The following is a 24,623-nucleotide window of genomic DNA, read 5'->3' on the forward strand; positions in this document are numbered from 1 at the left end:
TAAAGCGACGGCAGCATGACCCGAGCAGCGCGAATCACCGACCCTTCCTACGAGCTGATGGACGATCACAACGGTCTGTCCATCATCTATCGCCAACACGGCTTCCCCTGCCCGCTGGTGCGCTGGCATTTCCACAAGGAATACGAGCTGCACTTGATCGTCGCCAGCTCGGGCAAGGTGTTTATCGGCGACTACATCGGCAATTTCTACCCCGAAAGCCTGTTTCTCACCGGCCCCAACCTGCCGCACAACTGGATCAGCCAGGTCGAGGAAGACGAAGTGGTGCCCAAGCGCGACATGCTGGTGAACTTCACCGATGAGCTGTTCGAGCACGGCAGCCATATTTTCGCCGAGCTCAAGACGCTCACGCCGCTGCTGGAACGGGCGCAATACGGCATCGAATTTCGCTGCAAAAAGACCATCGCCCAGGCCATGACCCTGATGCAGCGCATCGAGGATGCCCAGGGCATGGCGCGCCTGGGGCACTTTTTCATTCTGTTGGAGGTGCTCAGCGCGTGTGAGGACTACCAGTTGCTGTCGGGAGTAAACACCGCGCACCTGGCGGACGAACACAGCGTGGACCGCACCAACCGCGCGGTGGACTACATCTTCGCCCACTACGCACGCGAGTTGCCGCTGGAGGAAGTCGCGGAATACCTGGGGATGAAGCCGACGTATTTTTCCCGGGTGTTCAAGCAGGCCACCGGCCGCACGTTTATCGAGTTTGTGAACCGGTTGCGCATCAGTAAGTCCTGCGAACTGCTGGCCGATGGCGACAAGGCAGTGACGGACGTGTGCTTTGAGTCGGGATTCAACAATATCTCCAACTTCAATCGGCGTTTCCAGCAGTTGAAAGGCATGACCCCTTCCCACTATCGGCGCCTGGCGGTGCAGCGGCTCACCGAGCAGAACCTGGCCTGAACCGAGCGCTGCACGGTCCCGTAGCAGCCGGCTTGCCGGCGAACTTCCTACAAACGCCGCGTTTATCCAGGTTTGCGCGTAATCGTTTACGAGCATCGCCAGCCAGCCGGGGGACGCACTCGGCGAATCGTTTCAGCTGCTTTCAATGCGAGTGCAAAAAAGTATCAGTGCAAGTGCGCCCAAGGATTTGTCATAACCCCATTTGAAGGCTGTAATCAACGCACACTCTTCCTGGCCGTTCGTGGGAAGACACAACAACAATAACTGTCCTTCTGCAGCCCTGGGCGCAGAAATGGAGTGCGCGATGAAGTTCACAGCAAAAACTCTGCTTGCCTGTTCTTGCATGACTGTATGCATGACCCTCAGCGCCGTCAGCTTTGGCGCGCAAACCCTGACCATTGCCACCGTCAACAACAGCGACATGATCCGCATGCAAAAGCTCTCGAAAACTTTCGAGACCGAGCATCCGGATATCAAGCTGAACTGGGTGGTGCTTGAAGAAAACGTGCTGCGCCAACGCCTGACCACTGACATCGCCACCCAAGGCGGGCAGTTCGACGTGTTGACCATCGGCATGTACGAAGCCGCACTCTGGGGCGCCAAGGGCTGGCTGGAACCGATGAAGGATCTGCCGGCTTCCTACGACCTCGATGATGTATTCCCTTCGGTGCGTGACGGTTTGTCCGTCAAGGGTTCGCTGTATGCCCTGCCGTTCTACGCCGAAAGCTCGATCACCTATTACCGCACCGACCTGTTCAAGGACGCCGGGCTGAGCATGCCCGAGCACCCGACCTGGACCCAGATCGGCGAATTCGCAGCCAAACTCACCGACAAGAGCAAAGAGCAATACGGCCTGTGCCTGCGCGGCAAAGCCGGTTGGGGCGAAAACATGGCGCTGATCACCACCCTGGCCAACGGCTACGGGGCGCGCTGGTTCGATGAGAAGTGGCAGCCGGAATTCACCGGCCCCGAATGGAAAGACGCGCTGAACTTCTACGTCGACAACATGAAGAAATCCGGCCCGCCGGGTGCCTCCAGCAACGGTTTCAACGAAAACCTGGCGCTGTTCAACAGCGGCAAGTGCGCTATCTGGGTGGACGCCAGCGTGGCCGGCTCGTTTGTCACCGACAAGACCCAAAGCAAAGTGGCTGACCATGTCGGCTTCACCTTTGCCCCGCACGAGAAGACCGACAAGGGCACCTCGTGGCTCTACTCCTGGTCACTGGCGATCCCGACCAGTTCCAAGGCCAAGGACGCCGCCAAGGTATTCACCAGTTGGGCGACTTCCAAGGAATACAGCCAGTTGGTGGCCAAGACCGACGGCATCGCCAACGTACCGCCAGGTACGCGCAAATCGACCTACAGCGACGAGTACATGAAGGCCGCGCCGTTCGCCAAGGTGACCCTCGAATCGCTGAAAGTCGCCGATCCGACCAAACCGACCCTCAAGCCCGTGCCGTATATCGGGATCCAGTTGGTGACCATTCCTGAATTCCAGGCGATTGGTACCCAGGTCGGCAAGTTCTTCTCGGGTGCGCTGACCGGTCAGCAGACGGTGGATGCTGCATTGACCGCCGCGCAGACCACCACCGAGCGTGAAATGAAGCGGGCGGGTTATCCCAAATAAAGCCGGCACACCGCCGTAACTGCTTTATGTGGGAACTGGCTTGCCGGCGATGCAGGCAAGCCAGTTCCCACCCTGACCGCGCTCCGATTCTCGTTCTGCATGTACCTGACTGGTCCTGATCCTATGAATACCACCACTGCCCAAGTGCAAACGACCACGCCTCACACGCCACGCAAAAGCCGCCTGGCCAACCCCGGCTGGTTCCTCGTCACCCCTTCGGTCGCCATGCTGCTGCTGTGGATGATCGTGCCGCTGGGCATGACCCTGTACTTTTCGCTGATCCGCTACAACCTGCTCTACCCTGGCGAAAACCAATTCGTGGGGCTGGAGAACTTCACCTATTTCATCACCGACTCAGGCTTCCTGCCGGGCGCGACCAATACCCTGTTGCTGGTCGGCAGCGTGCTGTTGATCAGCGTGGTGTTCGGCGTGTTGATCAGTGCCTTGCTGGAGGCCAGTGAGTTCCTGGGCCGTGGCATCGTGCGGGTGATGCTGATTTCGCCGTTCTTCATCATGCCCACCGTCGGTGCGCTGATCTGGAAAAACCTGATTTTCCACCCGGTGTCGGGGATTCTCGCCGCCGTCTGGAAGCTGTTCGGCGCCGAGCCGGTGGACTGGCTGGCGCACTATCCGTTGCTGTCGATCATCATCATTGTGTCGTGGCAGTGGCTGCCGTTTGCGATCCTGCTGCTGATGACCGCCATGCAGTCCCTCGACCAGGAACAAAAGGAAGCCGCACGCCTGGACGGCGCCGGCGCCATCGCAATCTTCTGGCACCTGACCCTGCCCCACCTGGCACGCCCGATTGCCGTGGTGGTGATGATCGAAACCATCTTCCTGCTCTCGGTGTTCGCCGAAATCTTCACCACCACCAACGGTGGGCCGGGCTACGCCTCGACCAACCTCGCCTACCTGATATACAACCAGGCGCTGGTGCAGTTCGACGTGGGCATGGCCTCGGCCGGCGGCTTGATTGCCGTGGTCATCGCCAATATCGCGGCGATCATCCTGGTGCGGATGATCGGCAAAAACCTGACTGACAAGCCTTGAGGGCCGCGCCATGACGCTTCAACAATCCCGCCGCCTGCAAAGCCTGTTGCTCGGCACTTTGGCCTGGGCCATCGCGATCCTGATTTTCTTCCCGATCTTCTGGATGGTGCTGACCAGCTTCAAGACCGAAATCGATGCGTTCGCTACCCCACCGCAGTTCATCTTCACGCCGACGCTGGAGAACTACCTGCACATCAACGAGCGCAGCAACTACTTCAGCTACGCCTGGAACTCGGTGCTGATTTCGTTCAGTGCCACCGCCCTGTGCCTGCTGATCTCGGTGCCCGCCGCCTACTCCATGGCCTTCTACGAGACCAAGCGCACCAAAGGCACGCTGCTGTGGATGCTCTCCACCAAGATGCTGCCACCGGTGGGCGTGCTGATGCCGATCTACCTGCTGGCCAAGAGCTTCGGCCTGCTGGATACGCGCATCGCGCTGATCATTATCTACACCCTGATCAACCTGCCGATTGTGGTCTGGATGGTTTACACCTACTTCAAGGACATCCCCAAGGACATCCTCGAAGCCGCGCGCCTGGACGGCGCCACCCTGTGGCAGGAAATGGTCCGGGTGCTGCTGCCGATCGCCAAGGGCGGCCTGGCGTCCACGGTATTGCTGTCGCTGATCCTGTGCTGGAACGAAGCGTTCTGGTCGTTGAACCTGACCTCGTCCAACGCAGCACCGCTGACCGCGCTGATCGCCTCCTACTCCAGCCCTGAAGGCTTGTTCTGGGCCAAGTTGTCCGCCGTCTCGACCCTGGCCTGCGCGCCGATCCTGATCTTTGGCTGGATCAGCCAGAAACAGCTGGTACGCGGTTTGTCCTTCGGCGCCGTGAAATAACGGCCTTTCAATAAAAAATTCAAAGCGGAGGCCCATCATGGCCAACCTGAAAATCAAGAATCTGCAAAAAGGCTTCGAAGGTTTCTCGATCATCAAAGGCATCGACCTGGAAGTGAACGACAAGGAGTTCGTGGTCTTCGTCGGCCCCTCGGGCTGCGGTAAATCGACCCTGCTGCGCCTGATCGCGGGCCTGGAAGAAGTCACCGACGGCACCATCGAACTGGACGGCCGCGACATCACCGAAGTAACCCCGGCCAAGCGCGACCTGGCGATGGTGTTCCAAACCTACGCGCTGTACCCGCACATGAGCGTGCGCAAGAACATGTCGTTTGCCCTGGACCTGGCCGGCGTCGACAAGAAACTGGTCGAGAGCAAAGTCAGCGAAGCGGCGCGTATCCTCGAACTCGGCCCGTTGCTGGAGCGCAAGCCCAAGCAGCTGTCGGGCGGTCAGCGCCAGCGTGTGGCGATCGGCCGGGCGATTGTGCGTAACCCGAAAATCTTCCTGTTCGACGAACCACTGTCCAACCTCGACGCCGCCCTGCGCGTGCAGATGCGCCTGGAGCTCGCGCGCCTGCATAAAGAGCTGCAGGCGACCATGATCTACGTGACCCACGACCAGATCGAAGCCATGACCCTGGCCGACAAGGTGGTGGTCCTCAACAGCGGCCGTATCGAGCAAGTGGGCTCGCCGCTGGAGCTGTACCACCAGCCGGCCAACCTGTTTGTCGCGGGTTTCCTGGGTACGCCGAAGATGGGCTTCCTCAAGGGCAAGGTCACGCGCGTCGAAGGCCACGGCTGCGAGGTGCAACTCGACGCAGGCACCACCATCAGCCTGCCGTTGAGCGGCGCGACCCTGAGCGTGGGCAGCGCGGTGACCCTGGGCATTCGTCCAGAACACCTGGAAATCGCCACGCCGGGCCAGACCTCCCTGACCGTCACCGCCGACGTCGGCGAGCGCCTGGGCAGCGACACCTTCTGCCACGTCATCACCGCCAATGGCGAGCCGTTGACCATGCGGATCCGGGGCGACATGGCCAGCCAATACGGCGAGACGCTGCACCTGCACCTGGACCCGGCGCACTGCCATCTGTTCGACACCGACGGTGTAGCCGTGGCCCGCCCACTGCGCGCTGCCGCCTGATTTCGCGAGAGTTGTGATGAAACTGAATAAGCAGAACCTTACCCAACTGGCGCCGCACGTGAACATCCCGGCCTATGCGATTGCCAGCACCTCCCAGGGCATCGCCCATATCGGCGTCGGCGGTTTCCACCGTGCGCACCAGGCGTACTACACCGATGCGCTGATGAACACCGGCGAAGGCCTGGACTGGAGCATCTGCGGCGTCGGCCTGCGCAGCGAGGACCGCAAGGCCCGCGACGACCTGGCGGGCCAGGACTACCTGTTCACCCTCTATGAACTGGGCGATACCGACGACACCGAAGTGCGCGTGATCGGCTCAATCAGCGACATGCTGCTCGCCGAAGACAGCGCCCAGGCACTGATCGACAAACTGGCCAGCCCCGAGATTCGCATCGTCTCGCTGACCATCACCGAAGGCGGCTACTGCATCGACGACAGCAACGGCGAGTTCATGGCCCACCTGCCGCAGATCCAGCATGACCTGGCGCACCCCGGCGCACCGAAAACCGTGTTCGGCTTTATCTGCGCCGCGCTGACCCAGCGCCGCGCCGCCGGCACCCCGGCGTTCACGGTGATGTCCTGCGATAACCTGCCGCACAACGGCGCCGTCACGCGCAAGGCGTTGCTGGCCTTTGCCGCGCTGCACAATGCCGACCTGCACGACTGGATCAAGGCCAAGGTGAGCTTTCCGAACGCCATGGTCGACCGCATCACGCCGATGACCAGCACCGCCCACCGCCTGCAGTTGCACGACGAGCACGGCATCGACGATGCCTGGCCGGTGGTCTGCGAACCGTTTGTGCAATGGGTGCTGGAAGACAAGTTCGTCAACGGTCGCCCGGCCTGGGAGAAGGTCGGCGTGCAGTTCACCGATGACGTGACGCCCTATGAAGAGATGAAGATCGGCCTGCTCAACGGCAGCCACCTGGCCCTGACATACCTGGGGTTTCTCAAGGGTTACCGGTTCGTGCACGAGACCATGAACGACCCGTTGTTCGTCGCGTACATGCGCGCCTACATGGACCTGGATGTCACGCCGAACCTGGCGCCGGTACCGGGTATCGACCTGACCGACTACAAGCAGACCCTGGTCGACCGTTTTTCCAATCAGGCGATTGCCGACCAGTTGGAGCGCGTGTGCTCGGATGGCTCCTCGAAGTTTCCCAAGTTCACCGTGCCGACCATCAACCGCTTGATTGCCGATGGGCGCGAGACCGAGCGTGCGGCGCTGGTGGTCGCGGCCTGGGCCTTGTATTTGAAGGGCGTGGATGAGAATGGCGTGAGCTATAAAATCCCCGACCCGCGTGCGGAATTCTGCCAGGGGCTGGTGAGTGATGAGGCGTTGATCAGCCAGCGACTGCTGGGCGTGGAAGAGATTTTTGGCACGGCTATTCCCAACTCGCCGGAGTTTGTGGCAGCGTTCGAGCGTTGCTATGGGAGCTTGCGTGATAACGGCGTCACCGAAACCCTACAGAACCTCCTGAAGAAACCGGTTTAAAAAATGTGGGAGGGGGCTTGCCCCCGATGAGGGTGTGTCAGGCAAATATCCTACACTGACCCACAGCCATCGGGGGCAAGCCCCCTCCCACACTGGACCGGGTTGCCAATCCAAAAAAATAACACCGCTGAGCACACCCTCATGACCCAGCAAAACCTGTTCCTCGGCATCGACTGCGGCACCCAAGGCACCAAGGCCATCGTCCTCGACGCGTCCAGCGGCAGGGTGCTGGGCCTCGGCGCTGCGGCGCACACTCTGATCAGCGGCGCGAATGGCCGTCGCGAACAGCACACCCAGGAGTGGCTGGACGCCTTTACCGAAGCCACCCACCGCGCCTTGCAACAGGCCGGCGTCGACGGCCAGGACATCCTCGGCATCGGCGTGTCCGGCCAGCAGCACGGGCTGGTGCTGTTGGATGACAGCGGCCAGGTGCTGCGCCCGGCCAAGCTGTGGTGCGACACCGAAACCGCGCCGGAAAATGATCGTCTGCTGCACTACCTGGGCGGCGAAAGTGGCTCGCTGGAACGCCTCGGCGTGGCCATCGCGCCGGGCTACACCGTGTCCAAGTTGCTCTGGACCCGCGAGCAGCACCCGGACGTGTTCGCGCGCATCGCGCATATCCTGCTGCCCCACGACTACCTCAACTACTGGCTCACCGGCCGCGCCGTGGCGGAATACGGCGATGCCTCCGGCACCGGTTACTTCAATGTGCGCTCCCGTGAATGGGACGTGGCGCTGCTCCAGCACATCGACCCCAGCGGTCGCCTGCAGGCCGCGCTGCCCGAACTGATTGACGCCCACCAGTCGGTGGGCACGATCCTGCCGGCCATCGCCGAACGCCTGGGCATCAACCCCAACGCGCTTGTCTCCAGCGGCGGCGGCGACAACATGATGGGCGCCATCGGCACCGGCAATATCGCCCCCGGTGTGATCACCATGAGCCTCGGTTCCTCGGGCACCGTGTATGCCTTCGCCGACCAGCCCAACGTGAGTGCGCAGGCGTCGGTAGCGACTTTCTGTTCCTCCAGCGGCGGCTGGCTGCCGTTGATCTGCACGATGAACCTGACGAACGCCACCGGGGTAATCCGCGAGCTGTTCGAGCTGGACCTCAACGCGTTCAACGCCTTGGTCGAAAAGGCCCCGATCGGCGCCGACGGCGTGAGCATGCTGCCGTTTCTCAACGGCGAACGCGTGCCCGCCCTGCCCCACGCCACCGGCAGCCTGCACGGCCTGACCATGACCAACCTGACCCGCGCCAACCTGTGCCGCGCCGTGGTCGAAGGCACCACCTTCGGCCTGCGCTACGGCCTCGACCTGCTGCGCCATACCGGCCTGCAAAGCCTGCGCATCCGCTTGATCGGCGGCGGTTCGAAAAGCCCGGTGTGGCGGCAGATGGTCGCCGATATCATGAATACCGAGGTTATCTGCACCGAACAAAGCGAGGCTGCGGCCCTGGGCGCGGCGATCCAGGCGGCGTGGTGCCAGTCCGGCGAATCCCTGGCCAGCCTGTGCGACCGGTGCGTGAGCGTCGACCCGGCCAGCCGTACCCTGCCGGTGGCAGCCAGCGTCAGCGCCTACCAACAGGCATACGCGCGCTATCAACAGCTAGTAGCAACCCTTTAAGAGCGAACGACTATGTATCTGGTGTGCGGTGAAGCGCTGTTTGATTTTTTCAGCGAGGAAGATGCCAGCGGGCAGGCTTCCAAGGTCAATTACAAGGCAATTGCCGGTGGCTCGCCGTTCAACGTGGCGGTGGGTCTGCGCCGCCTGGGCATCGATGCCGGGCTGTTCGGCGGGTTGTCGACCGACTTCCTCGGGCGGCGCTTGTTGCAGGTGCTCAAGGATGAAGGCGTCAGCGAGCAGTTCCTGGTGGAGTTTGCTGCGCCGACGACGTTGTCGATGGTCGCCGTGGGCGCCAATGGTTCACCGCAGTACAACTTCCGCGGCGAAGGCTGCGCCGACCGCCTGCTGGAAGTCGCCCATCTGCCGGTGCTGGGCGCGGACATTCGCGGCCTGCATGTCGGCTCGTTCTCGCTGGTGGTGCAGCCGATCGGCGACACCCTGCTGAGCCTGGTCAAGCGCGAAAGCGGCAAGCGCCTGATCAGCCTGGACCCCAACGTACGGCTCAACCCCCAGCCGGATATCCAGCTGTGGCGCGAGCGCGTGGCGGAGCTGGTCAAGCACGCCGACCTGATCAAGGTCAGCGACGAAGACCTGCACCTGCTCTACCCCGACCAGTCGCCGGAAAGCGTGCTGCAAGGCTGGCTGCAGCACCGCTGCCAGCTGGTATTCCTCACCCGTGGCGGCGACGGTGCCAGCGTCTTCAGCCGCCAGCACGGCAACTGGTCGCAACCGGCACAGAAGGTGGTGATGGCCGATACCGTCGGCGCTGGCGACACCTTCCAGGCCGCCTTGATTGCCTGGTTGACCGAGCAGAACCTGGATTCGGTGGAGGGCCTGCAGCAACTGACGCGCACGCAGATCGACACGATGCTCGGCTTCGCCATTCGCGCTGCCGCGTTGACGTGTGGCAAGACTGGGCCGGATTTGCCGTATCGTGATCAACTCGGCTGAATCCAGCCTTTATGAAGGTTTTGTCAGCCAGGCAAAAATTAATCGACGGTTAATCCCGCAAGTCGAGAGTGAAAGTGTACTCACTTGCGGAGAACCACCATGAAACTGCGCACTTTAATGCTTGGCGGCGCGCTGGCGCTGGCGGCGGTGTCGGGCCTGGCCCAGGCTGCCGATCAAACGGCGACTGTCACCCCTGTGCCTTACCACTACGGCATGCCGATGAACATCGCCAAGGTGCTGGCCATGAACGAGGCCCAGACCAATGACTGCAAAGTCATCAAGGCGGATATCAAGTTTGTGGACACGGCCGGCAAGGTCGAAGACGTGAGCTATCGGAAAATGTCCGAAGCCTGCGACTTCCAGAATTGAGCCGGTGAAAGACCCAGGACAGGCCCGCACAGGAAGGAGTAGTCTTGCGGGCTTGTCATACGGCTGAAGGGATTCGCCATGCAGTTGAGTTTCCGCTCTCTCGCAACATTCAGCGCCCTGCTCTGCTTCGCCCTTGCACTTGTCTGGGGCCTGCGTCCTGACCTGCTGCTGTGGTTATGGAGTGTCGAATATTCCAGCGCCACCGGGCTGGTGTCGCGCCGCAATGCCGCGCTGTTCCTGGCCATCGGCCTCATGTTCTACCGTGCTCGCCTTGCCCCACCCTCAGACACACGCCGCGCCCTGACCAGCGGGTTTATCGCCGGCTGCCTGGTGCTGGCCGTATTGGGGTTCGGGGAGTGGATCAATGGCAATGCAGGCCCTGGGATCCTGCTGGCGGTGGCAACGGAAACCGTATTGGGCCTGGCGTTTATCCAGGCCCACAGGTCTTCGGTCACTCACTCTCAAGCGTCGATCTAGTACAGGTTGCGCGCAGCTACTCGTTGCAGCGCGGGTGCATGGCTGTGCTTGAGGTCTTCACGCAACCCGGTGATCAGGTTGCACAAGGCTCGACTGCTGTCGAGTTTGTCGGCGTTGATACCTTTGACTTCCAAATCCACCCGGTCACGGTCGCGGTCGTCATAGACCTTGATCGTCAGCGAGGCATCTTCGGCTTTGGTGCATTCGCACCGTTTAGGCAGGAAACTTCCTTCGATAATACTGCGAAGTTCTAATTCCGAAAGCATGGCCAACCTCTCCTTTTCTGAGACTGCCAATCGATTGTTTTTAGTCTGGCAAGCGTGTGCCTGCCGCGTCTTGCCGCCCCTGGAAGACGCTTACCATCACCAGCCTACTCGGCAAAATCCAGTCTCGTTGTAACCATTCCTCATAAGCACCCAGCACCCTTATATAAGCTTGGCCGGGTAGATGAAATAATCGTCGAACCGCTGCGATTAATCGTTTAACCCCACGCCTGGTATCAAACTGCGCCTTGCGCGACCACTCTTTCAGCAACATATCGCAAACTATCGAAGTTGATGTTCGCGCCGGAATTAACCGCTACCAATGTCTGCCCCGCTATGCCACGCGTTGACACGTATTGGCGAATACCCGCGACCGCCAAGGCACCGGAAGGCTCGGTGATGGAGCGGGTATCGTCGTAGATCAACTTGATGGCGCTGCACAGTTGGTCATTGCTCACGGTGATCACTTCATCCACCCACTGCCGGCAGATTTCAAAACCAAACGCACCGATCTGCGCGACCGCCGTGCCATCGGCAAACCCGTCGACACTCGGCAACACCACACGCTCACCGGCGCGCAGGGCCGCCAACAGGCAACTGGAGCCTTCGGGCTCGACGCCGATGATGCGCACTTCGGGCCGCAGGTATTTGACGTAGGCCGCGATCCCGGCAATCAGCCCGCCGCCGCCGACCGGGACGAAGATCGCGTCCAGCGGCCCTTGCTGCTGGCGCAGGATCTCCATGGCCACCGTGCCTTGGCCGGCGATTACATCCGGATCGTCGAAGGGCGACACGAAGGTATACCCGGAGGCGTCGGCCAGTTGCAGCGCGTGGGCCAGGGCAAAGGGAAAGCTGGCACCGTGCAACACCGCTTCGGCGCCCCGGGAGCGCACGCCCAGCACCTTCAATTCAGGCGTCGTCGCGGGCATCACGATTCGCGCCCGGATCCCCAGTTCACGCGCCGCCAGCGCCACCCCCTGGGCATGGTTGCCTGCCGACGCGGTGACTACGCCCCGCGCCTTCTGCTCGGCGGTCAGTTGCACGAGCTTGTTGTAGGCACCGCGAATCTTGAAGGAGAAGGTCGGCTGCAGGTCTTCGCGCTTGAGCAGCACCTGGTTGCCGAGCAATGCCGACAGCGCCGGCGCGGCTTGCAGGGGCGTGCGCACCGCCAGGTCATAGACCGGAGCGGCGAGGATCTTTTTCACATAGTGTTCAAGCAGGCCTGCATCAGCGCGGGGAGGAACGGGACAGCTGCTCATGGGTGTCTCCTGGTGTGTGTAGAGCCCGGGAGACGGAAAAACAAAACCCGCCTCAAGGGCGGGTCTGGGTGCAGCCGTGTGCTATCCCGCCAAATGAGGAATGGCGGTAATAATAATGCTTGGCTGGCTGCGGAAGGCTTGGAAGGTCATGCCAGGAAATTAACCGGCCATCCGGACCAAGTCAACATCCTGTTTACTTCAAGCATACGAAACGTATACGATTCGTATATCAATCCAGCACAGTGAAGACCATGGGCATCGTCAAGATCAGCGACCAACTGCACGAACAACTCCGCCTGGCCAGTGCGGCCATGGACCGCTCCATCAACGCCCAGGCCGAGTTCTGGATCAAGGTCGGCCTGCTCGCCGAACTGAACCCCAGCCTGCCCTACCACGAGTTGATCAACAAACTGCTGCTGGACAAGCCCGACCTGATCCGGGGGCGCAGCTGATGATCAAGACCGCCGCCCAACTGGCTGTCATGCGCGAATCCGGGCGCCTGCTGGCCAAAGTGTTCGACATGCTCGACGGGTTTGTCAGCGCCGGCCGCTCCACGCTGGAGCTGGACAGCGCCGTCGAAGCCTTCATCCGCAATGACCTGAAAGCCCGCCCTGCCAGCCTCGGGCAATACGATTACCCGTTCTCCATCAACACCTCGATCAACGAGGTGGTGTGCCACGGCATGCCCAGCGCCAAGGAGATCCTCAAGGACGGCGACATCATCAACATCGACATCACCCTGGAAAAAGGCGGCTTTATCGCCGACTCCAGCAAGATGTACATGATCGGCACCGTCGCCCCCAAGGCGCGGCGCCTGGTGGAAATGACCTTTGAGGCGATGTGGGCCGGCATCCGCCAGGTCAAGCCCGGCGCGCGCCTGGGCGATATCGGCCATGCGATCCAGAGCCACGCGCAGGCCAACGGCTACAGCGTGGTGCGTGAATACTGCGGCCATGGCATCGGCAAGCAGATGCATGAGGACCCGCAGATCCTGCACTTCGGCCGCCCCGGCACCGGCATGGAACTGCGCGAAGGCATGGTGTTTACCATCGAACCGATGCTTAACCAGGGCAGTTCCAAGGTGCGCAGCCTGAAAGATGGCTGGACGGTGGTGACCAAGGACAACAGCCTGTCGGCGCAGTGGGAACATACCGTGGCCGTGACGGCGGATGGCTTTGAAGTGCTGACCCTGCAAACACAGCCAGGCGAATAACCTGTGGCGAGCGGGCTTGTCCCGCGTTGGGCTGCGCAGCAGCCCCAAACCAGGCGCAGAGGCGTGCCTGATGCATCGCCACCTTTACATCGCCGCGCCCGCCATCCGCTTGAGCACTAGCACCATCAAGCCTGCCCCCAACCCCATCGCAGCCAGGAACAACGGGTACGACACCCACCACGGCGTACCCGCCGTCATCATGCTGAACTCCGACATCCCACCCACACTGGCAATCAGATTGAGCGGCAGGAACACCACGTTGATCAGCGTGAGCTTGCGCAACAGGTTGTTCATGCTGTTGTTCATCAGGTTGCCGCGCGCATCGATCAGCCCGGAAAACACATTGGAATAGATCTCGGCCTGTTTGTAGCACTGATGGTTCTCGATGATCAGGTCATCGATCAGGCCGAGGATTTCCGCGCCGAAGTGCTCCTTTTCCGCGTGGTTGCGCAGCCGCGACAGCACAGCGCCGTTGCTGTGCAGCGCGTTGATGTAATAGATCAGGCTTTCACTGAGGTTGAACATCTGCATCAGGTGATGGTTGCTCATCGACGCGTTGAACTGCTGCTGCAACTCGCGCGCGACCAGCTTGATCACCTTGAGGTGGCCCAGGTAGTGGTGGATGTTGTTGAGCAGCAGGTCGAGCAATACGTCGAGCGGCGCGTGCAACGGCCGGCGCTGGCCCAGGCCGCTCAGCGGGGTTTCATCGGTGGCGATTACCAGCAGCCGACCGGGTGAAAACAGCAGGCCGCAGGACGACACTTCGAATACCAGGTTGCCGCCGCCAGAATAGTTCTCCGGGCGTTTCCAGATCAGGAACAGGTTGTCGGGGTGAAACTCGATGCGCGAGACCTCGTCCGGGTCCAGGGCCGACGCGAGTGCATGCTCATCCAGCTTGTGATGGTCACGCAGCCATTCACGCTCGCTCGGGTCAGGGTTGTTGAATAACAGGATCGGCGCCGAGGCGCTGTCCACGCCCAGCAGTTTTCCATTGATTAGCTCAAAACGCTGGATCATCGGGACTCACCAGACCTGGCCCTGGCGTTTCAACTCCAGGCGCCGTACGAATTCCTCCAGCACCAGGCCATACAGGTCGTCCTGCAAATAGGCGTCTTCGATGCCCGCATCCAGGTTGGGATTGTCGTTGACCTCGATCACCACCACCTTGTCGCCGGACTGCTTGAGGTCGACGCCGTAGAGCCCGTCGCCGATCAGGTTGGCGGTCTTCACCGCCAGCTCCACCACCGCCTTGGGCGCTTCATGGACCGCCAGGGTGCGGCACTCGCCGTTGATGTCCGAGCCGATGGCCTTGTGGTTGTAGATCTGCCAATGGCCCTTGGACATGAAGTACTGGCAGGCAAAGATCGGCTTGCGATTGAGCACGCCGATGCGCCAGTCGTATTCGGTGTAGAAGAACTCCTGGGCGAGCAGCAGCACCGAATGTTCGAACAGCTCGGCAGTGGCCTTGAGCAAGGCTTCCTGGCTTTCGACCTTGATCACACCCCGGGAGAAACAGCCATCGGGGATCTTCAGCACCAGCGGGAAACCCAGGCGCTCGCCGACCCGTTCGAAATCTTCCGGTCGTTCCTTGTAGAGAATCTCGGTGGCGGGCATGCCCAGTTGATGGCTGTTGAGCAGGTCGGTGAGGTAGACCTTGTTGGTGCAGCGCAGGATCGAGGCCGGGTCATCCATCACCACCAGCCCTTCGCTCTCGGCTTTCTTGGCGAAGCGGTAGGTGTGGTTGTCGACGCTTGTAGTCTCGCGGATCAGCAAGGCGTCGTATTCGGCCAGGCGCGAGTAGTCCTTTCGCTCGATCAACTCCACATCGATGCCCAGGCCCTTGCCCACGCGGATGAAATTCTCCAGCGCCTTGGCATTGGACGGCGGCAGTTGCTCCTGGGGATCGTGAAGAATCGCCAGGTCATAACGGGCCAGACGACGTGAACGGGGCTGGCGCCAGATCTTGCGGCTGAAGTTGTCGAGGGCGTGGGCGAATTGATCTTCCTGGTCATCGCGCAACTTGTGCAGTACGCCGGACTTGACCCCTTCAATGTGCCAGCCGTTGTTCTTTCTGAATTCAACTAACAGGATCGGGCACGGGAACGCTTCAAACAACTGGCGGGCCAACTCCTGCAACGGTTCAATATTGGTTCGACCAAAGTAAAGGGTCAGGGTGAAACCTTCGGTATTGCTGTAGAGATGATGACTCAAGGCTTTATCGAGGGTTTTATCCAGGTCATCCAGCGCCAGGCCGTAGAGTGACTTCTTGGTCAGCTCGCTGATGGTGCGCACCGACGGAATCACCTTGTGCCCGCGCGCTTCAGCCAGCAATGAACAGTAATAGCCGTGCCCCAGGTACTTGTAGCTGCGGCACAGGTTGATCACCTGCACACGCTTGCCGGTCTCGCTTTCGCGGGTTTGCTCCAGGTATTCCTGCGCGGTGACGATGTCTTCGCTGGGGAAGTAGGAGGCCCAGTCTTCCTTGCGCTCGACAATGATCACAACTTGACTGGCGCCTTTGGGGGGGGCGGAAAAATAACCCTTATTGGTTATTGTCGCCGCGACAGTTTGCTCGGATACTTCACGCCAATGACCTTGTACCGCCGACATAATATTTGATCCGCTTTAGAGAACTCGACCTTTTCTATTAAGCACGATCTTTTAGAGAAGTCCCGTTTCGTTACGCAACTTTTACGGCGGTCATATGGCTCTTTTCTTTCGCGTTGCAGCCCCCGAGGACGTGCCTGAATTAGTGGCACTGGAACAGCACTGTTTCACCACTGACCGGCTGTCACCGCGCAGTTTCCACTGGATGGTCAGCCGCGCCCATGGCCGGTTGCTGGTGGCGGAACAGGACGGGCAATTGCTCGGCTATGCGCTGGTGCTGTTCCACCGTGGCACCTCGCTGGCACGGCTGTACTCCATCGCCATCGCCGAGCACGCGCGCGGCATGGGCCTGGGCAAACAGCTGCTGAGCCGCATCGAGGCCTGCGCAGTGGAACACGACTGCGCCTACCTGCGCCTGGAAGTGCGCACCGACAACCCCGGCGCCCTCGCCCTGTATGAACGCAACGGCTACCGCCGCTTTGCCCTGATCAACGACTACTACGAAGACCACAGCCCGGCCCTGCGCCTGGAAAAACGCATCCTGCAGCACCAGGATGCGCGCTCGCACAGCGTGCCGTATTACCAACAGACCACCGACTTCACCTGTGGCGCCGCCTGCCTGTTGATGGCCATGGGCGCGCTGGTCCCGGAGCGCCCGGCCCTGCGCCGCGAAGAGCTGCAGATCTGGCGGGAAGCGACCACCGTGTTCATGACTGCCGGCCATGGCGGCTGCAGCCCGCAAGGCCTGGCTCTGGCGGCGTGGCGTCGGGACTTTCGGGTGCGGATGCAGGTGAATGTGCGCGGGCCGTTGTTTCTGGATGGCGTACGCGATCCGCATAAAAAGGACGTCATGCGCGTGGTGCATGCCGCGTTTGAGGAAGAGTTGGCAGGCAGCGACGTCGAGCAGGTTTTCGGCGGCGCCCTGGACTTGCCACGGCTGTTGCAGGAGGGCGGACAGCCGCTGGTGTTGATCAGCAGCTACCGCCTCACCCGCTCGAAATCCCCGCATTGGGTGATCGTCACCGACTGCGACGACGACTTCGTCTACCTGCACGACCCGGATGTGGATCACAGCCAGCACCGCCAGCCCCTGGACTGCCAGCACCTGCCAGTCAGCCATGCAGAGTTCGAGCGCATGTGCCGCTTTGGCAATAACAAGCTGCGCGCGGCGGTGGTGGTCTTCACCCGGGGAATGCTCAGGCCACCTGCTTGATCGCGGCCTTGGCCTCCAGCTCGCGCACCAGTGGCAACACGCGCTGGCCGAAGTACTCGACCTCTTCCTGGAAGTGCAGGAAGCCGGCCAGTACCAGGTCCACGCCCACGGCCTTGAGTGCGACGATGCGCTCGGCGATCTGCTGCGGGGTGCCGATCAGGTTGGTCTTGAAGCCGTCGTTGTACTGCACCAGGTCTTCGAAGCTGGACTTGGCCCAGTTGCCCTCGCCTTCGGGGGAAGCCTTGCCGGCCTGCCGGGCCGCGTCGCCGAACGCATTCACCGCCTCCGGATCGGCCTTGTCGATGATTTCCGCGAGCACGGCGCGGGCTTCTTCCTCGGTATCCCGGGCGATGATGAAGGCGTTGACGCCGACCTTGACCGAATGGTTGTTCGCAGCGGCCTTGGCGCGAATGTCATCGACCTGGGCCTTGATGCCTTCCGGGGTGTTGCCGTTGGTGAAGTACCAGTCCGACACCCGCGCCGCCATGTCGCGCGCCGCCCGCGAACTGCCGCCCTGGAACACTTCCGGGTGGCCCAGCGGCTTGGGCTTGAGGGTGTATTGGTTGAAGCGATAGAAGTCGCCCTTGAAGGTGAAGTTGTCCTGGGTCCAGATGCCCTTGAGGGCACGGATGAATTCCTCGGAGCGACGATAACGCTCGTCGTGTTCCAGCCAGTGTTCGCCGATGGCCTGGAACTCACCCTTGAACCAGCCACTGACGATGTTCACCGCGATGCGGCCGTTGGTGAGCTGGTCAATGGTTGCCAGTTGCTTGGCCGCCAGCGCTGGTTGCCATGGGCCGGGCAGGATCGCGGCAATCACTTTGAGCGTGGTGGTCGCCGCCAGCAGCGCGTGGCTGAACGCCACGGACTCATGCTGGTTCTCAGCGCCGTAGCCGGCGGTGAAGCGAATCTGCGTCAGGCCATATTCGAAGCCGGCGGCTTCGGCCAGTTGCGCCAGTTTGCGGTTGTAGTCGATGCCCCAATGGGTGCGCTGTTCGATCTTGCTCACCACCAGCCCACCGCTGACGTTGGGCACCCAATAGGCAAATTTCACGGCTTGCTGACTCATCGATCACTACCTCGCACACAGGGATGTACCGAGGGGTTGAGCAGCAAGCGTGCCAGCCGCGGGCAAACGCACGCGCCGTGCGGGCTACGGCGGCAAACCCGGCCGGCGCTCAGGCGCAGACGCCTGTCATGGATCGTGGCGGTTTGTCGGTTCACTGTTGCTGGGGCAACAGCTGGCGCAGCATCTCCCGCGTAAACATGGGCCCAGGCACCCGGCACGGAGTGTGCAATCACCCTTGGCATTGATCACTGCCCTGGAGCTTTTGCCCATGACCGAACAACACGTCATCAACCCGCTGTCCACCGGCGTCGACTACACCACCCTCGCCGCGCGCTTTCGCCCGATTTTCCAGCGTATCGCTGCGGGTGCGGTGGAGCGCGAGCAAACCCGCACCCTGCCCCATGAACCGATCCAGTGGCTTAAACAAGCCGGTTTCGGCGCGGTGCGGGTGCCGGTGGAATACGGCGGTGGCGGCGCGTCCCTGCCGCAGTTGTTCGAGTTGCTGATCGAGCTGGCTGAAGCCGACTCCAACGTGCCCCAGGCCCTGCGCGGGCATTTCGCGTTTGCCGAAGATCGCCTCAACGCCGCCCCGAGTGCCGGCCGCGACCTGTGGTTCAAGCGCTTTGTCGACGGTGATATCGTCGGTTGCGCCTGGACTGAAATCGGCACCGTGGCCATCGGTGAGGTGGTCACCCAGGTCAGCCCGGATGGCGATAACTGGAAGCTCAACGGCGAAAAGTTCTACAGCACCGGCAGCATTTTCGCCGACTGGATCGACGTGTACGCCCAACGCAGCGACACCGGCGGCGATGTGATCGCCGCCACGCGCGCGCGCCAGCCCGGCGTGGTGCACAGCGATGATTGGGACGGTTTCGGCCAACGCACCACCGGCAGCGGCACCTCGCGCTTTACCGATGCGGTGGTGGAGGCGGACAACGTCATCGACTTCGCTACTCGCTTCAAATACCAGACCGCGTTCTACCAGTTGGTGCTGCTCGCCAGCCTCGCCGGTATCGGCCGCGCCGCGTTGCGCGATGTCGCCCATCAGGTGCGCAGCCGCAAACGCATCTACAGCCACGGCAATGCGCCGCATGTCAGCCAGGATGCACAGGTCCAGCAGGTGGTGGGTGAAGTCGCGGCGCTGGTGTATGCCGCCGAAGCCAGCGCGTTGAAAGCCGCAGCGCCGGCGCAACAGGCTTACCTGGCGCGGTTTGGCGGCGATGATGCGGCTGAGCACGCGGCCAATCTGGCCGCCGAGATCGAGTCGGCCACGGCGCAGGTGGTGGTGTCGGAATTGATCCAGCGCGCCACCAGCGAACTGTTCAATGCACTGGGGGCGTCGGATGTGCGCCAGGGCAAGTCTCTGGACCGCCACTGGCGCAATGCGCGCACGGTGTCGTCGCACAACCCGGTGATCTACAAGGCGCGGATCGTCGGCGACTGGGTGATCAATGCGACCGAGCCACCGTTTGTGTGGCAGATCGGTAATGGGCCGGCGAAAGCCTGAATCAAGGTTGATCGCAGTCAGCATGTGGGAGGGGCTTGCCCCCTCTCACCTTTGGACCCTGTTTATGTCTTAAAAGGCCAGTTTGTAGCCGATGGTCATCAACATGATTGCCAGGCATGGGCGCAATACGCCGTCCGGGACTTTGCCGGTCATGTGGCTGCCCAGGTAAATGCCCGGCAGCGAGCCCATCAGCAAAAAGCCCAGCAGGTGCCAGTCCATATTGCCCATGCCGGCGTGGCCCAGGCCCGCCACCAGGGTCAGGGGCACGGCGTGGGCGATCTCGGTGCCCACCAGGCGGCGGGTGGCCAGGAACGGATAAAGGATAAACAACGCGACGGTGCCCAGTGCGCCGGCGCCGATGGAGGTCAGCGCGACCATGGTGCCCAGCACGGCACCGGTCACCACCGTCAACGCATTCAGGTTGCGCGGGTTCATGTGGTAGCCATCGCCGGCATGGCGCTGGGCGAAGGCCAGCAGGCTTTTCTTGAACAGGATCGCCAGCGCCGTCAGCAGCAGCACCACGCCGAGGGCCTGCTTGATCACCGCGTTCATGGCGCTGGGGTCAGTGTGCAGGCTGGCGAGGAACCACAAGGTCAGCAACACGGCAGGCACGCTGCCCAGGGTCAGCCAGCCGGTGATGGTCCAGTCGATGTTCTTGTTCTTGCTGTGTACCAGCACGCCACCGGACTTGGTGATCGCGGCGTACAACAAGTCAGTGCCGACCGCCGTGGCCGGATTGATGCCGAACCACAACAGGATCGGCGTCATCAACGAGCCCCCGCCCACGCCGGTCATGCCAACGATAAAACCAACGATCAGGCCCGCGACTACAAAACCAACATTACCCACATCCATTACAACTTCCCGCGGCCTTATAAATTTCTGGCCGCAGGATAGCGATTTTTCTTATAACGACTTATATCAATATGATCTGACTTTATGCCTTTTAGCTCAGTCGACGGCAGACGTACGCCTGAGTCTGGTACGGGAAGGCCACGGTGTCACGCCCGCACAGGTCCGGATGGGTGTCGATCAAGTCCTGCAACTGCGCGGTCACCTTGGCCTTTTCCGCGTCCGGCAGCGCGGCAATAAAGCTCACCGAGAGGAAGCGATCCATGATCACCTCTTGAGGGCTGCCGACATGGCTATACGGGAAACAGCTGAGTTCAGGCGCGGAAAAAAGCTCGCCGGTAAAGGCTTCGCGCCAGCGCCCGGTATGAAAGCGCGGCGTGTCGCCCTCGTAAGGCGTGATGATCGCGGTGATCGCCGCGACCCAGGCCACCGACTCATCACGCACATTCCACACCAGTCCGAGCCGGCCCGCGGGTTTGAGTACACGGTGGATCTCCCGCAGCGCCGCCTGGGTCGAGAACCAGTGGAACGCCTGGGCGCAGACCACCGCGTCGGCACTGGCGGCGGCCAGGGGCATGGAGTCGGCGGTACCGTCGACCAGGCGCACGTCCGGCAACAGCTTGCTCAATTGCGCGCCCATCGCCTGCACCGGTTCGACGGCGATCAGGGTCGGCGCCAGGGTGCTGAGCAAACGCGTGAATTTGCCGGTGCCGGCGCCCAGGTCGATGACAGTTGACTGCGCGTCAACGCCGAGCGCCTCCGTGAGCCAGCCGGTCAGTTGCCGTGGATAATCCGGCCGGCCCTGGGCGTAGGTGACGGCCTGGGTGGAGAAACCTTGTTGAGCAGACGCGTGGACACCAGTCATTGCCAATCTCTCCTCGGATAAAGCGGGGACACAGTGTGCGCCTTCATGACTTTATTTTCTAATCGCTGCATCCAATCGTGCGCGTCATGGGTAGTCCTTCCAGTACCCCCGCTGTTTGACTGAATGGAGAAGCACCGATGAACGCTAAAACACTGCTCTGCCTCACCGGCTTGTTGTTCGCCACCCCCGCCGCTTTTGCCCAGACCGGCTTGCCCGACAGCATCAAAGTGCCGGCGGGCCACAAGGTCGCGCTGGAAACCACCGGCATTGGCGAAATCACCTACGAGTGCCGCGACAAGCCCAATGCCGCCGGCCAGACCGAGTGGACCTTCGTCGGCCCCAAGGCCGTGCTCAATGATCGCAGCGGCAAGCCCGTCGGCACCTATTTCGGCCCACCGGCCACCTGGCAGGCCAAGGACGGTTCGAAAATCACCGGCACCCAGCTCGCCGTGGCGCCGTCGGGTGACGGCAACCTGCCCTATCAACTGGTCAAGGCCAACCCGGCCGAAGGCAAGGGCGCGATGAGCGGCGTGAGCTACATCCAGCGGGTCGCGCTCAAAGGGGGCGTTGCCCCGAGTACCGCGTGCAGTGCCGCCAACAAGGGTGAGCAGGCGGTGGTGAGCTACCAGGCCGATTACATTTTCTGGTCCGCCAGCTGAGCAAAGTCAGCTACGCTGCCCCCTGTGGGCGCCGGCGTGTCGTGGCGAGCACGCTTGCTCGCCACACAGGGAGCGTGGCGGCGGTTAATTCAGTGCCAGGAATACAACGTTTTGCCTGAGACCCTCTTTGATTACCCAGCCTGCCTCTCGGCCTGTGCCCGGGGCGACCAACGCGCCCTGCGCCAGTTGTATGAGCAGGACAGCAGCCGTTTGCTCGGCGTCGCATTGCGCATCGTGCGGGACAAGGCCCTGGCCGAAGACATCGTGCACGACGCGTTTATCAAGATCTGGCGCGGCGCCGGCAGTTTCGACCCCGTGCGCGGCTCGGCACGCGGCTGGGTATTCAGCGTGACCCGCCACCTGGCGCTCAACCATGTGCGCAACCAGCATCGCGAGGTGGCGCTGGGCGAGGAACACGAACAGCTCGCCGCCGACACCGTGACCTTTGAATTTCCCGCGCGCTCGGGGCAGATGCACACCTGCCTGGAGCAACTCGACCCGGCCCGTCGCACCTGCATCCTGCATGCCTATGTCGACGGTTATTCCCACAGCGAAATCGCGCAAAAACTGGGCACCCCATTGGGCACTGTCAAAGCCTGGATCAAACGTAGCCTCACCGCGTTGCGGGAGTGCATGGCATGAACGAAACACTCGACGAACTGGCCAGCGAATACGTGCTCGGCACCCTGCCCATCGAGCAGCGTGCCGAGGTGGAACGCCTCCTGCCGCACGATGCCGAACTGCGGGCCGCGGTGGATGCCTGGGAGCAACGGCTATTGCCCCTGACAGCCCTGGCAGCACCAGTGCCGCCCTCGCCTCTCCTGTGGCGGCGCATCGAGCGCACCCTCGCACCCACCGCCAGCGGAGTGCCGTGGTGGAACCTGCTGGCCGTGTGGCGCGGCCTTGCCGGTGCCGGCCTGCTGGCGAGCCTGGTGCTGTCTGCGTTGCTGCTGACCCGTCCACCCGGCGCCACGCCGAGCTTCGTGGTGGTGCTGGTGGCGCCACAGAGCCAGGCGCCGGGCTGGGTGATCCAGGCCAGCCACAATCAGCAGATTCAGTTGATTCCATTGGGGGTGATGGAAGTCCCGGCCGACAAGGCCCTGCAGTTCTGGACCAAGGGCGAGGGCTGGCAAGGGCCGGTGTCCCTGGGCCTGGTCAAGCCGGGACAGACCCTCTCGGTGCCGCTGGACAAGCTGCCGCCATTGACGCCAAACCAGTTGTTCGAGCTGACCCTCGAGGCCCCGAGCGGCTCACCCACCGGCAAACCTACGGGGCCGATCCAGGCAATCGGCCGCGCGGTCAAAGTGCTCTGATCAGGCGACGCAGGGCAGCCACACGCGAAACCGGGCACCGCCCAGTGGCGAGGCCTGCGCGGTTAACGTGCCGCCCTGGGCTTCGAGGGCGCGCCGGCTGATCGCCAGGCCCAGGCCGAAACCACCGGTGGCGCGGTCGCGGCTGCGGTCGAGGCGGTAGAACGGTTCGAAGATGCGCTCGCGCTGGTCCAACGGAATGCCGATGCCGTCGTCGTCCACCCAGATTTCACAGCCCTTGGGGCAGACCTTGACCCCGACCTGGATGCGTTTTTCGCAGTAACGCGTGGCGTTGCGCAGCAGGTTCTGCAAGGCACGGGCGGTGAGGCGCGGGTCGAGGCTGAAGCGCTCCACGGCGCAATCGAGTGCCACATCAATAACGATTTCGGGGTTTTCCAACTCGTCATCGACACTGCCGAGCACGCTGTCGATAAATTCGTCGAGCACCACCTCGACGCGTTCGGGCAATTGCGCCGGGTTTTGCAGGCGGCTGTAGGACAGCAATTCCAGCACCAGTTCATCCAGCTCGCGAATATGCGCCACCAGGCTTTGCAGGCGCTCGCGGCTGGCTTCGGGCAGGTCTTCGGAGAGCGCCAGGGCGAGGCCGAAGTCCAGGCGCGTCAGCGGTGTGCGCAATTCGTGGGAGACGGCGTTGAGCAGGTCGCGCTGCTGGTTGAGCAGGTGCTCGATGTCGCCGGCCATGGTGTCGAAGACCGAGGCCAGGCTGCCGATGTTGGAGCTGGGGGCAATCCCGGTGCGCGCGCTGAGGTTGCCGCGACCGAGTTGGGTGGCCGTGCTTTTCAGGCGCTCCAGGTCACGCCAGTGCGGGCGCAGCCAGACCAGCAGGCACGCCAGCAGCGCGATGCCGATCAACACGTTCATCGACCAGTACAGCAGGTTCATGTCCAGCGAATCGGGAGGGATGGTCAGCTTGACCACGAACTGGTCGTTGATCGGTGAGCTGACCTCCTCCATCCAACCCCACTCCCCGAGGCGGATCACCGGCTTGCCCTGCGCCAACTGCAAGGCCTCCGCCGGGGTGTAGCGCGCGTCCTGACGCAGCAGCAACTGCACTTTCAGCGGTGCGAAGTCGCGGTCCAGTTGTTCGGTGACCTGCGACCAGCGCTCCACCGGTGCGCGCAGGTACTGCTTGACGATCAGCTTTTGCATGCCCCGCGACTGCTCGACGTTGTAGTCGAGGTAGCGATGCTCGAACAGTTGGATCACCAGCTTGGGAATCAAGAAGATTGCCGCGCTGTAGGTGATGATGATGATCAGGGAGAGGCGCAGCAGTACGCGAAACATGGA

The 24,623-nt window shown here is 62.1% G+C and carries 25 protein-coding genes; 17 read left to right on the plus strand and 8 right to left on the minus strand.

Annotation, left to right across the window (positions count from 1 at the left end; all coding sequences use genetic code 11):
* Positions 1 to 15 precede the first annotated feature (15 nt).
* The 10 genes from C9990_RS17630 (at position 16) to C9990_RS17675 (ending at position 10,498) form a co-directional block, all read left to right on the plus strand.
* A complete protein-coding gene (locus C9990_RS17630) occupies positions 16 to 921 on the plus strand; it encodes an AraC family transcriptional regulator (protein ID WP_065906623.1) in 906 nt (301 codons plus the stop codon).
* A gap of 343 nt (positions 922 to 1,264) precedes the next feature.
* The gene (locus tag C9990_RS17635) at positions 1,265 to 2,548 is read left to right on the plus strand and encodes a sugar ABC transporter substrate-binding protein (RefSeq protein WP_371920659.1); all 1,284 of its coding nucleotides are present in this window, start codon (positions 1,265 to 1,267) and stop codon (positions 2,546 to 2,548) included.
* A 123-nt stretch (positions 2,549 to 2,671) separates the two neighbouring features.
* Positions 2,672 to 3,598, plus strand: a complete 927-nt coding sequence (locus C9990_RS17640) for a carbohydrate ABC transporter permease (protein ID WP_065906617.1) — start codon at positions 2,672 to 2,674, stop codon at positions 3,596 to 3,598.
* Positions 3,599 to 3,608: 10 nt separating this feature from the next.
* A complete protein-coding gene (locus tag C9990_RS17645) occupies positions 3,609 to 4,439 on the plus strand; it encodes a carbohydrate ABC transporter permease (RefSeq protein ID WP_032886872.1) in 831 nt (276 codons plus the stop codon).
* Positions 4,440 to 4,476: 37 nt separating this feature from the next.
* Positions 4,477 to 5,580 (plus strand): ABC transporter ATP-binding protein, encoded by a 1,104-nt coding sequence (locus C9990_RS17650; protein ID WP_106804125.1) that lies wholly within the window; start codon positions 4,477 to 4,479, stop codon positions 5,578 to 5,580.
* 16 nt (positions 5,581 to 5,596) lie between these two features.
* Positions 5,597 to 7,078, plus strand: coding sequence for a mannitol dehydrogenase family protein (locus tag C9990_RS17655; protein WP_106804126.1), 1,482 nt, complete (start codon positions 5,597 to 5,599; stop codon positions 7,076 to 7,078).
* A 141-nt stretch (positions 7,079 to 7,219) separates the two neighbouring features.
* The gene (xylB, locus tag C9990_RS17660) at positions 7,220 to 8,701 is read left to right on the plus strand and encodes a xylulokinase (protein ID WP_106804127.1); all 1,482 of its coding nucleotides are present in this window, start codon (positions 7,220 to 7,222) and stop codon (positions 8,699 to 8,701) included.
* A 12-nt stretch (positions 8,702 to 8,713) separates the two neighbouring features.
* A complete protein-coding gene (locus tag C9990_RS17665; protein ID WP_106804128.1) occupies positions 8,714 to 9,652 on the plus strand; it encodes a carbohydrate kinase in 939 nt (312 codons plus the stop codon).
* A gap of 99 nt (positions 9,653 to 9,751) precedes the next feature.
* Positions 9,752 to 10,021: a DUF2790 domain-containing protein gene (locus C9990_RS17670; protein ID WP_065906599.1), complete on the plus strand. Its 270-nt coding sequence runs from the start codon at positions 9,752 to 9,754 to the stop codon at positions 10,019 to 10,021.
* 78 nt (positions 10,022 to 10,099) lie between these two features.
* The gene (locus C9990_RS17675; protein ID WP_106804129.1) at positions 10,100 to 10,498 is read left to right on the plus strand and encodes a hypothetical protein; all 399 of its coding nucleotides are present in this window, start codon (positions 10,100 to 10,102) and stop codon (positions 10,496 to 10,498) included.
* Here the strand turns inward: C9990_RS17675 and C9990_RS17680 are convergent.
* Together C9990_RS17680 and ilvA are read right to left on the minus strand one after the other, a co-directional pair.
* Complete coding sequence (locus tag C9990_RS17680) at positions 10,495 to 10,764, minus strand: DUF1652 domain-containing protein (protein ID WP_106804130.1); 270 nt, start codon at positions 10,762 to 10,764, stop codon at positions 10,495 to 10,497. The genes C9990_RS17675 and C9990_RS17680 overlap by 4 nt on opposite strands.
* Positions 10,765 to 10,997: 233 nt before the next feature.
* Positions 10,998 to 12,020, minus strand: coding sequence for a threonine ammonia-lyase, biosynthetic (gene ilvA / locus C9990_RS17685; RefSeq protein WP_106804131.1), 1,023 nt, complete (start codon positions 12,018 to 12,020; stop codon positions 10,998 to 11,000).
* A gap of 251 nt (positions 12,021 to 12,271) precedes the next feature.
* Here ilvA and C9990_RS17690 point away from each other — a divergent pair, with 251 nt between their 5' ends.
* Together C9990_RS17690 and map are read left to right on the plus strand one after the other, a co-directional pair.
* Positions 12,272 to 12,472 (plus strand): ParD-like family protein, encoded by a 201-nt coding sequence (locus C9990_RS17690; RefSeq protein ID WP_027606410.1) that lies wholly within the window; start codon positions 12,272 to 12,274, stop codon positions 12,470 to 12,472.
* Positions 12,472 to 13,233: a type I methionyl aminopeptidase gene (gene map, locus C9990_RS17695; RefSeq protein WP_106804132.1), complete on the plus strand. Its 762-nt coding sequence runs from the start codon at positions 12,472 to 12,474 to the stop codon at positions 13,231 to 13,233. The genes C9990_RS17690 and map overlap by 1 nt, the downstream gene beginning before the upstream one ends.
* 84 nt (positions 13,234 to 13,317) lie before the next feature.
* Here map and C9990_RS17700 read toward each other — a convergent pair whose 3' ends face one another.
* Together C9990_RS17700 and C9990_RS17705 are read right to left on the minus strand one after the other, a co-directional pair.
* Positions 13,318 to 14,250 carry a magnesium transporter CorA family protein gene (locus C9990_RS17700; protein ID WP_106804133.1) on the minus strand — a complete coding sequence of 311 codons (933 nt, stop codon included), beginning with the start codon at positions 14,248 to 14,250 and terminating at the stop codon, positions 13,318 to 13,320.
* 6 nt (positions 14,251 to 14,256) lie between these two features.
* Entirely contained in the window at positions 14,257 to 15,843 is a 1,587-nt protein-coding gene (locus tag C9990_RS17705) for a RimK family protein (RefSeq protein ID WP_065906589.1), read from the minus strand.
* 94 nt (positions 15,844 to 15,937) lie between these two features.
* Between C9990_RS17705 and C9990_RS17710 the strand changes: the two genes are divergently transcribed.
* Positions 15,938 to 17,053, plus strand: a complete 1,116-nt coding sequence (locus C9990_RS17710) for a peptidase C39 family protein (RefSeq protein ID WP_065906587.1) — start codon at positions 15,938 to 15,940, stop codon at positions 17,051 to 17,053.
* Here C9990_RS17710 and sfnG read toward each other — a convergent pair.
* The gene (sfnG, locus tag C9990_RS17715; RefSeq protein WP_065906585.1) at positions 17,037 to 18,122 is read right to left on the minus strand and encodes a dimethylsulfone monooxygenase SfnG; all 1,086 of its coding nucleotides are present in this window, start codon (positions 18,120 to 18,122) and stop codon (positions 17,037 to 17,039) included. The genes C9990_RS17710 and sfnG overlap by 17 nt on opposite strands.
* Before the next feature lie 268 nt (positions 18,123 to 18,390).
* Here sfnG and C9990_RS17720 point away from each other — a divergent pair, with 268 nt between their 5' ends.
* A complete protein-coding gene (locus tag C9990_RS17720; protein ID WP_106804134.1) occupies positions 18,391 to 19,629 on the plus strand; it encodes an acyl-CoA dehydrogenase family protein in 1,239 nt (412 codons plus the stop codon).
* Between the two features lie 69 nt (positions 19,630 to 19,698).
* On the opposite strand, the gene C9990_RS17725 is transcribed toward C9990_RS17720, so the two are convergent.
* The gene (locus tag C9990_RS17725) at positions 19,699 to 20,484 is read right to left on the minus strand and encodes a sulfite exporter TauE/SafE family protein (protein WP_065906582.1); all 786 of its coding nucleotides are present in this window, start codon (positions 20,482 to 20,484) and stop codon (positions 19,699 to 19,701) included.
* A 91-nt stretch (positions 20,485 to 20,575) separates the two neighbouring features.
* On the minus strand, positions 20,576 to 21,346 hold the full coding sequence (locus tag C9990_RS17730) for a class I SAM-dependent methyltransferase (RefSeq protein WP_106804135.1): 771 nt from the start codon (positions 21,344 to 21,346) through the stop codon (positions 20,576 to 20,578).
* 137 nt (positions 21,347 to 21,483) lie between these two features.
* Here C9990_RS17730 and C9990_RS17735 point away from each other — a divergent pair, with 137 nt between their 5' ends.
* From C9990_RS17735 to C9990_RS17745, 3 genes are all read left to right on the plus strand, one after another.
* Positions 21,484 to 22,005, plus strand: a complete 522-nt coding sequence (locus tag C9990_RS17735; RefSeq protein ID WP_106804136.1) for a DUF3455 domain-containing protein — start codon at positions 21,484 to 21,486, stop codon at positions 22,003 to 22,005.
* A gap of 111 nt (positions 22,006 to 22,116) precedes the next feature.
* On the plus strand, positions 22,117 to 22,647 hold the full coding sequence (locus C9990_RS17740) for a sigma-70 family RNA polymerase sigma factor (protein WP_106804137.1): 531 nt from the start codon (positions 22,117 to 22,119) through the stop codon (positions 22,645 to 22,647).
* Positions 22,644 to 23,318, plus strand: coding sequence for an anti-sigma factor domain-containing protein (locus C9990_RS17745; RefSeq protein ID WP_106804138.1), 675 nt, complete (start codon positions 22,644 to 22,646; stop codon positions 23,316 to 23,318). Before C9990_RS17740 ends, C9990_RS17745 begins: the two co-directional genes overlap by 4 nt.
* Here C9990_RS17745 and C9990_RS17750 read toward each other — a convergent pair whose 3' ends face one another.
* Complete coding sequence (locus tag C9990_RS17750) at positions 23,319 to 24,620, minus strand: ATP-binding protein (protein WP_106804139.1); 1,302 nt, start codon at positions 24,618 to 24,620, stop codon at positions 23,319 to 23,321.
* Between the last annotated feature and the right edge of the window lie 3 nt (positions 24,621 to 24,623).

Source organism: Pseudomonas sp. S5D5 (genome assembly GCF_003013355.1).
In the GTDB taxonomy this organism is placed as follows: Bacteria; Pseudomonadota; Gammaproteobacteria; order Pseudomonadales; family Pseudomonadaceae; genus Aquipseudomonas; species Aquipseudomonas aylmerensis.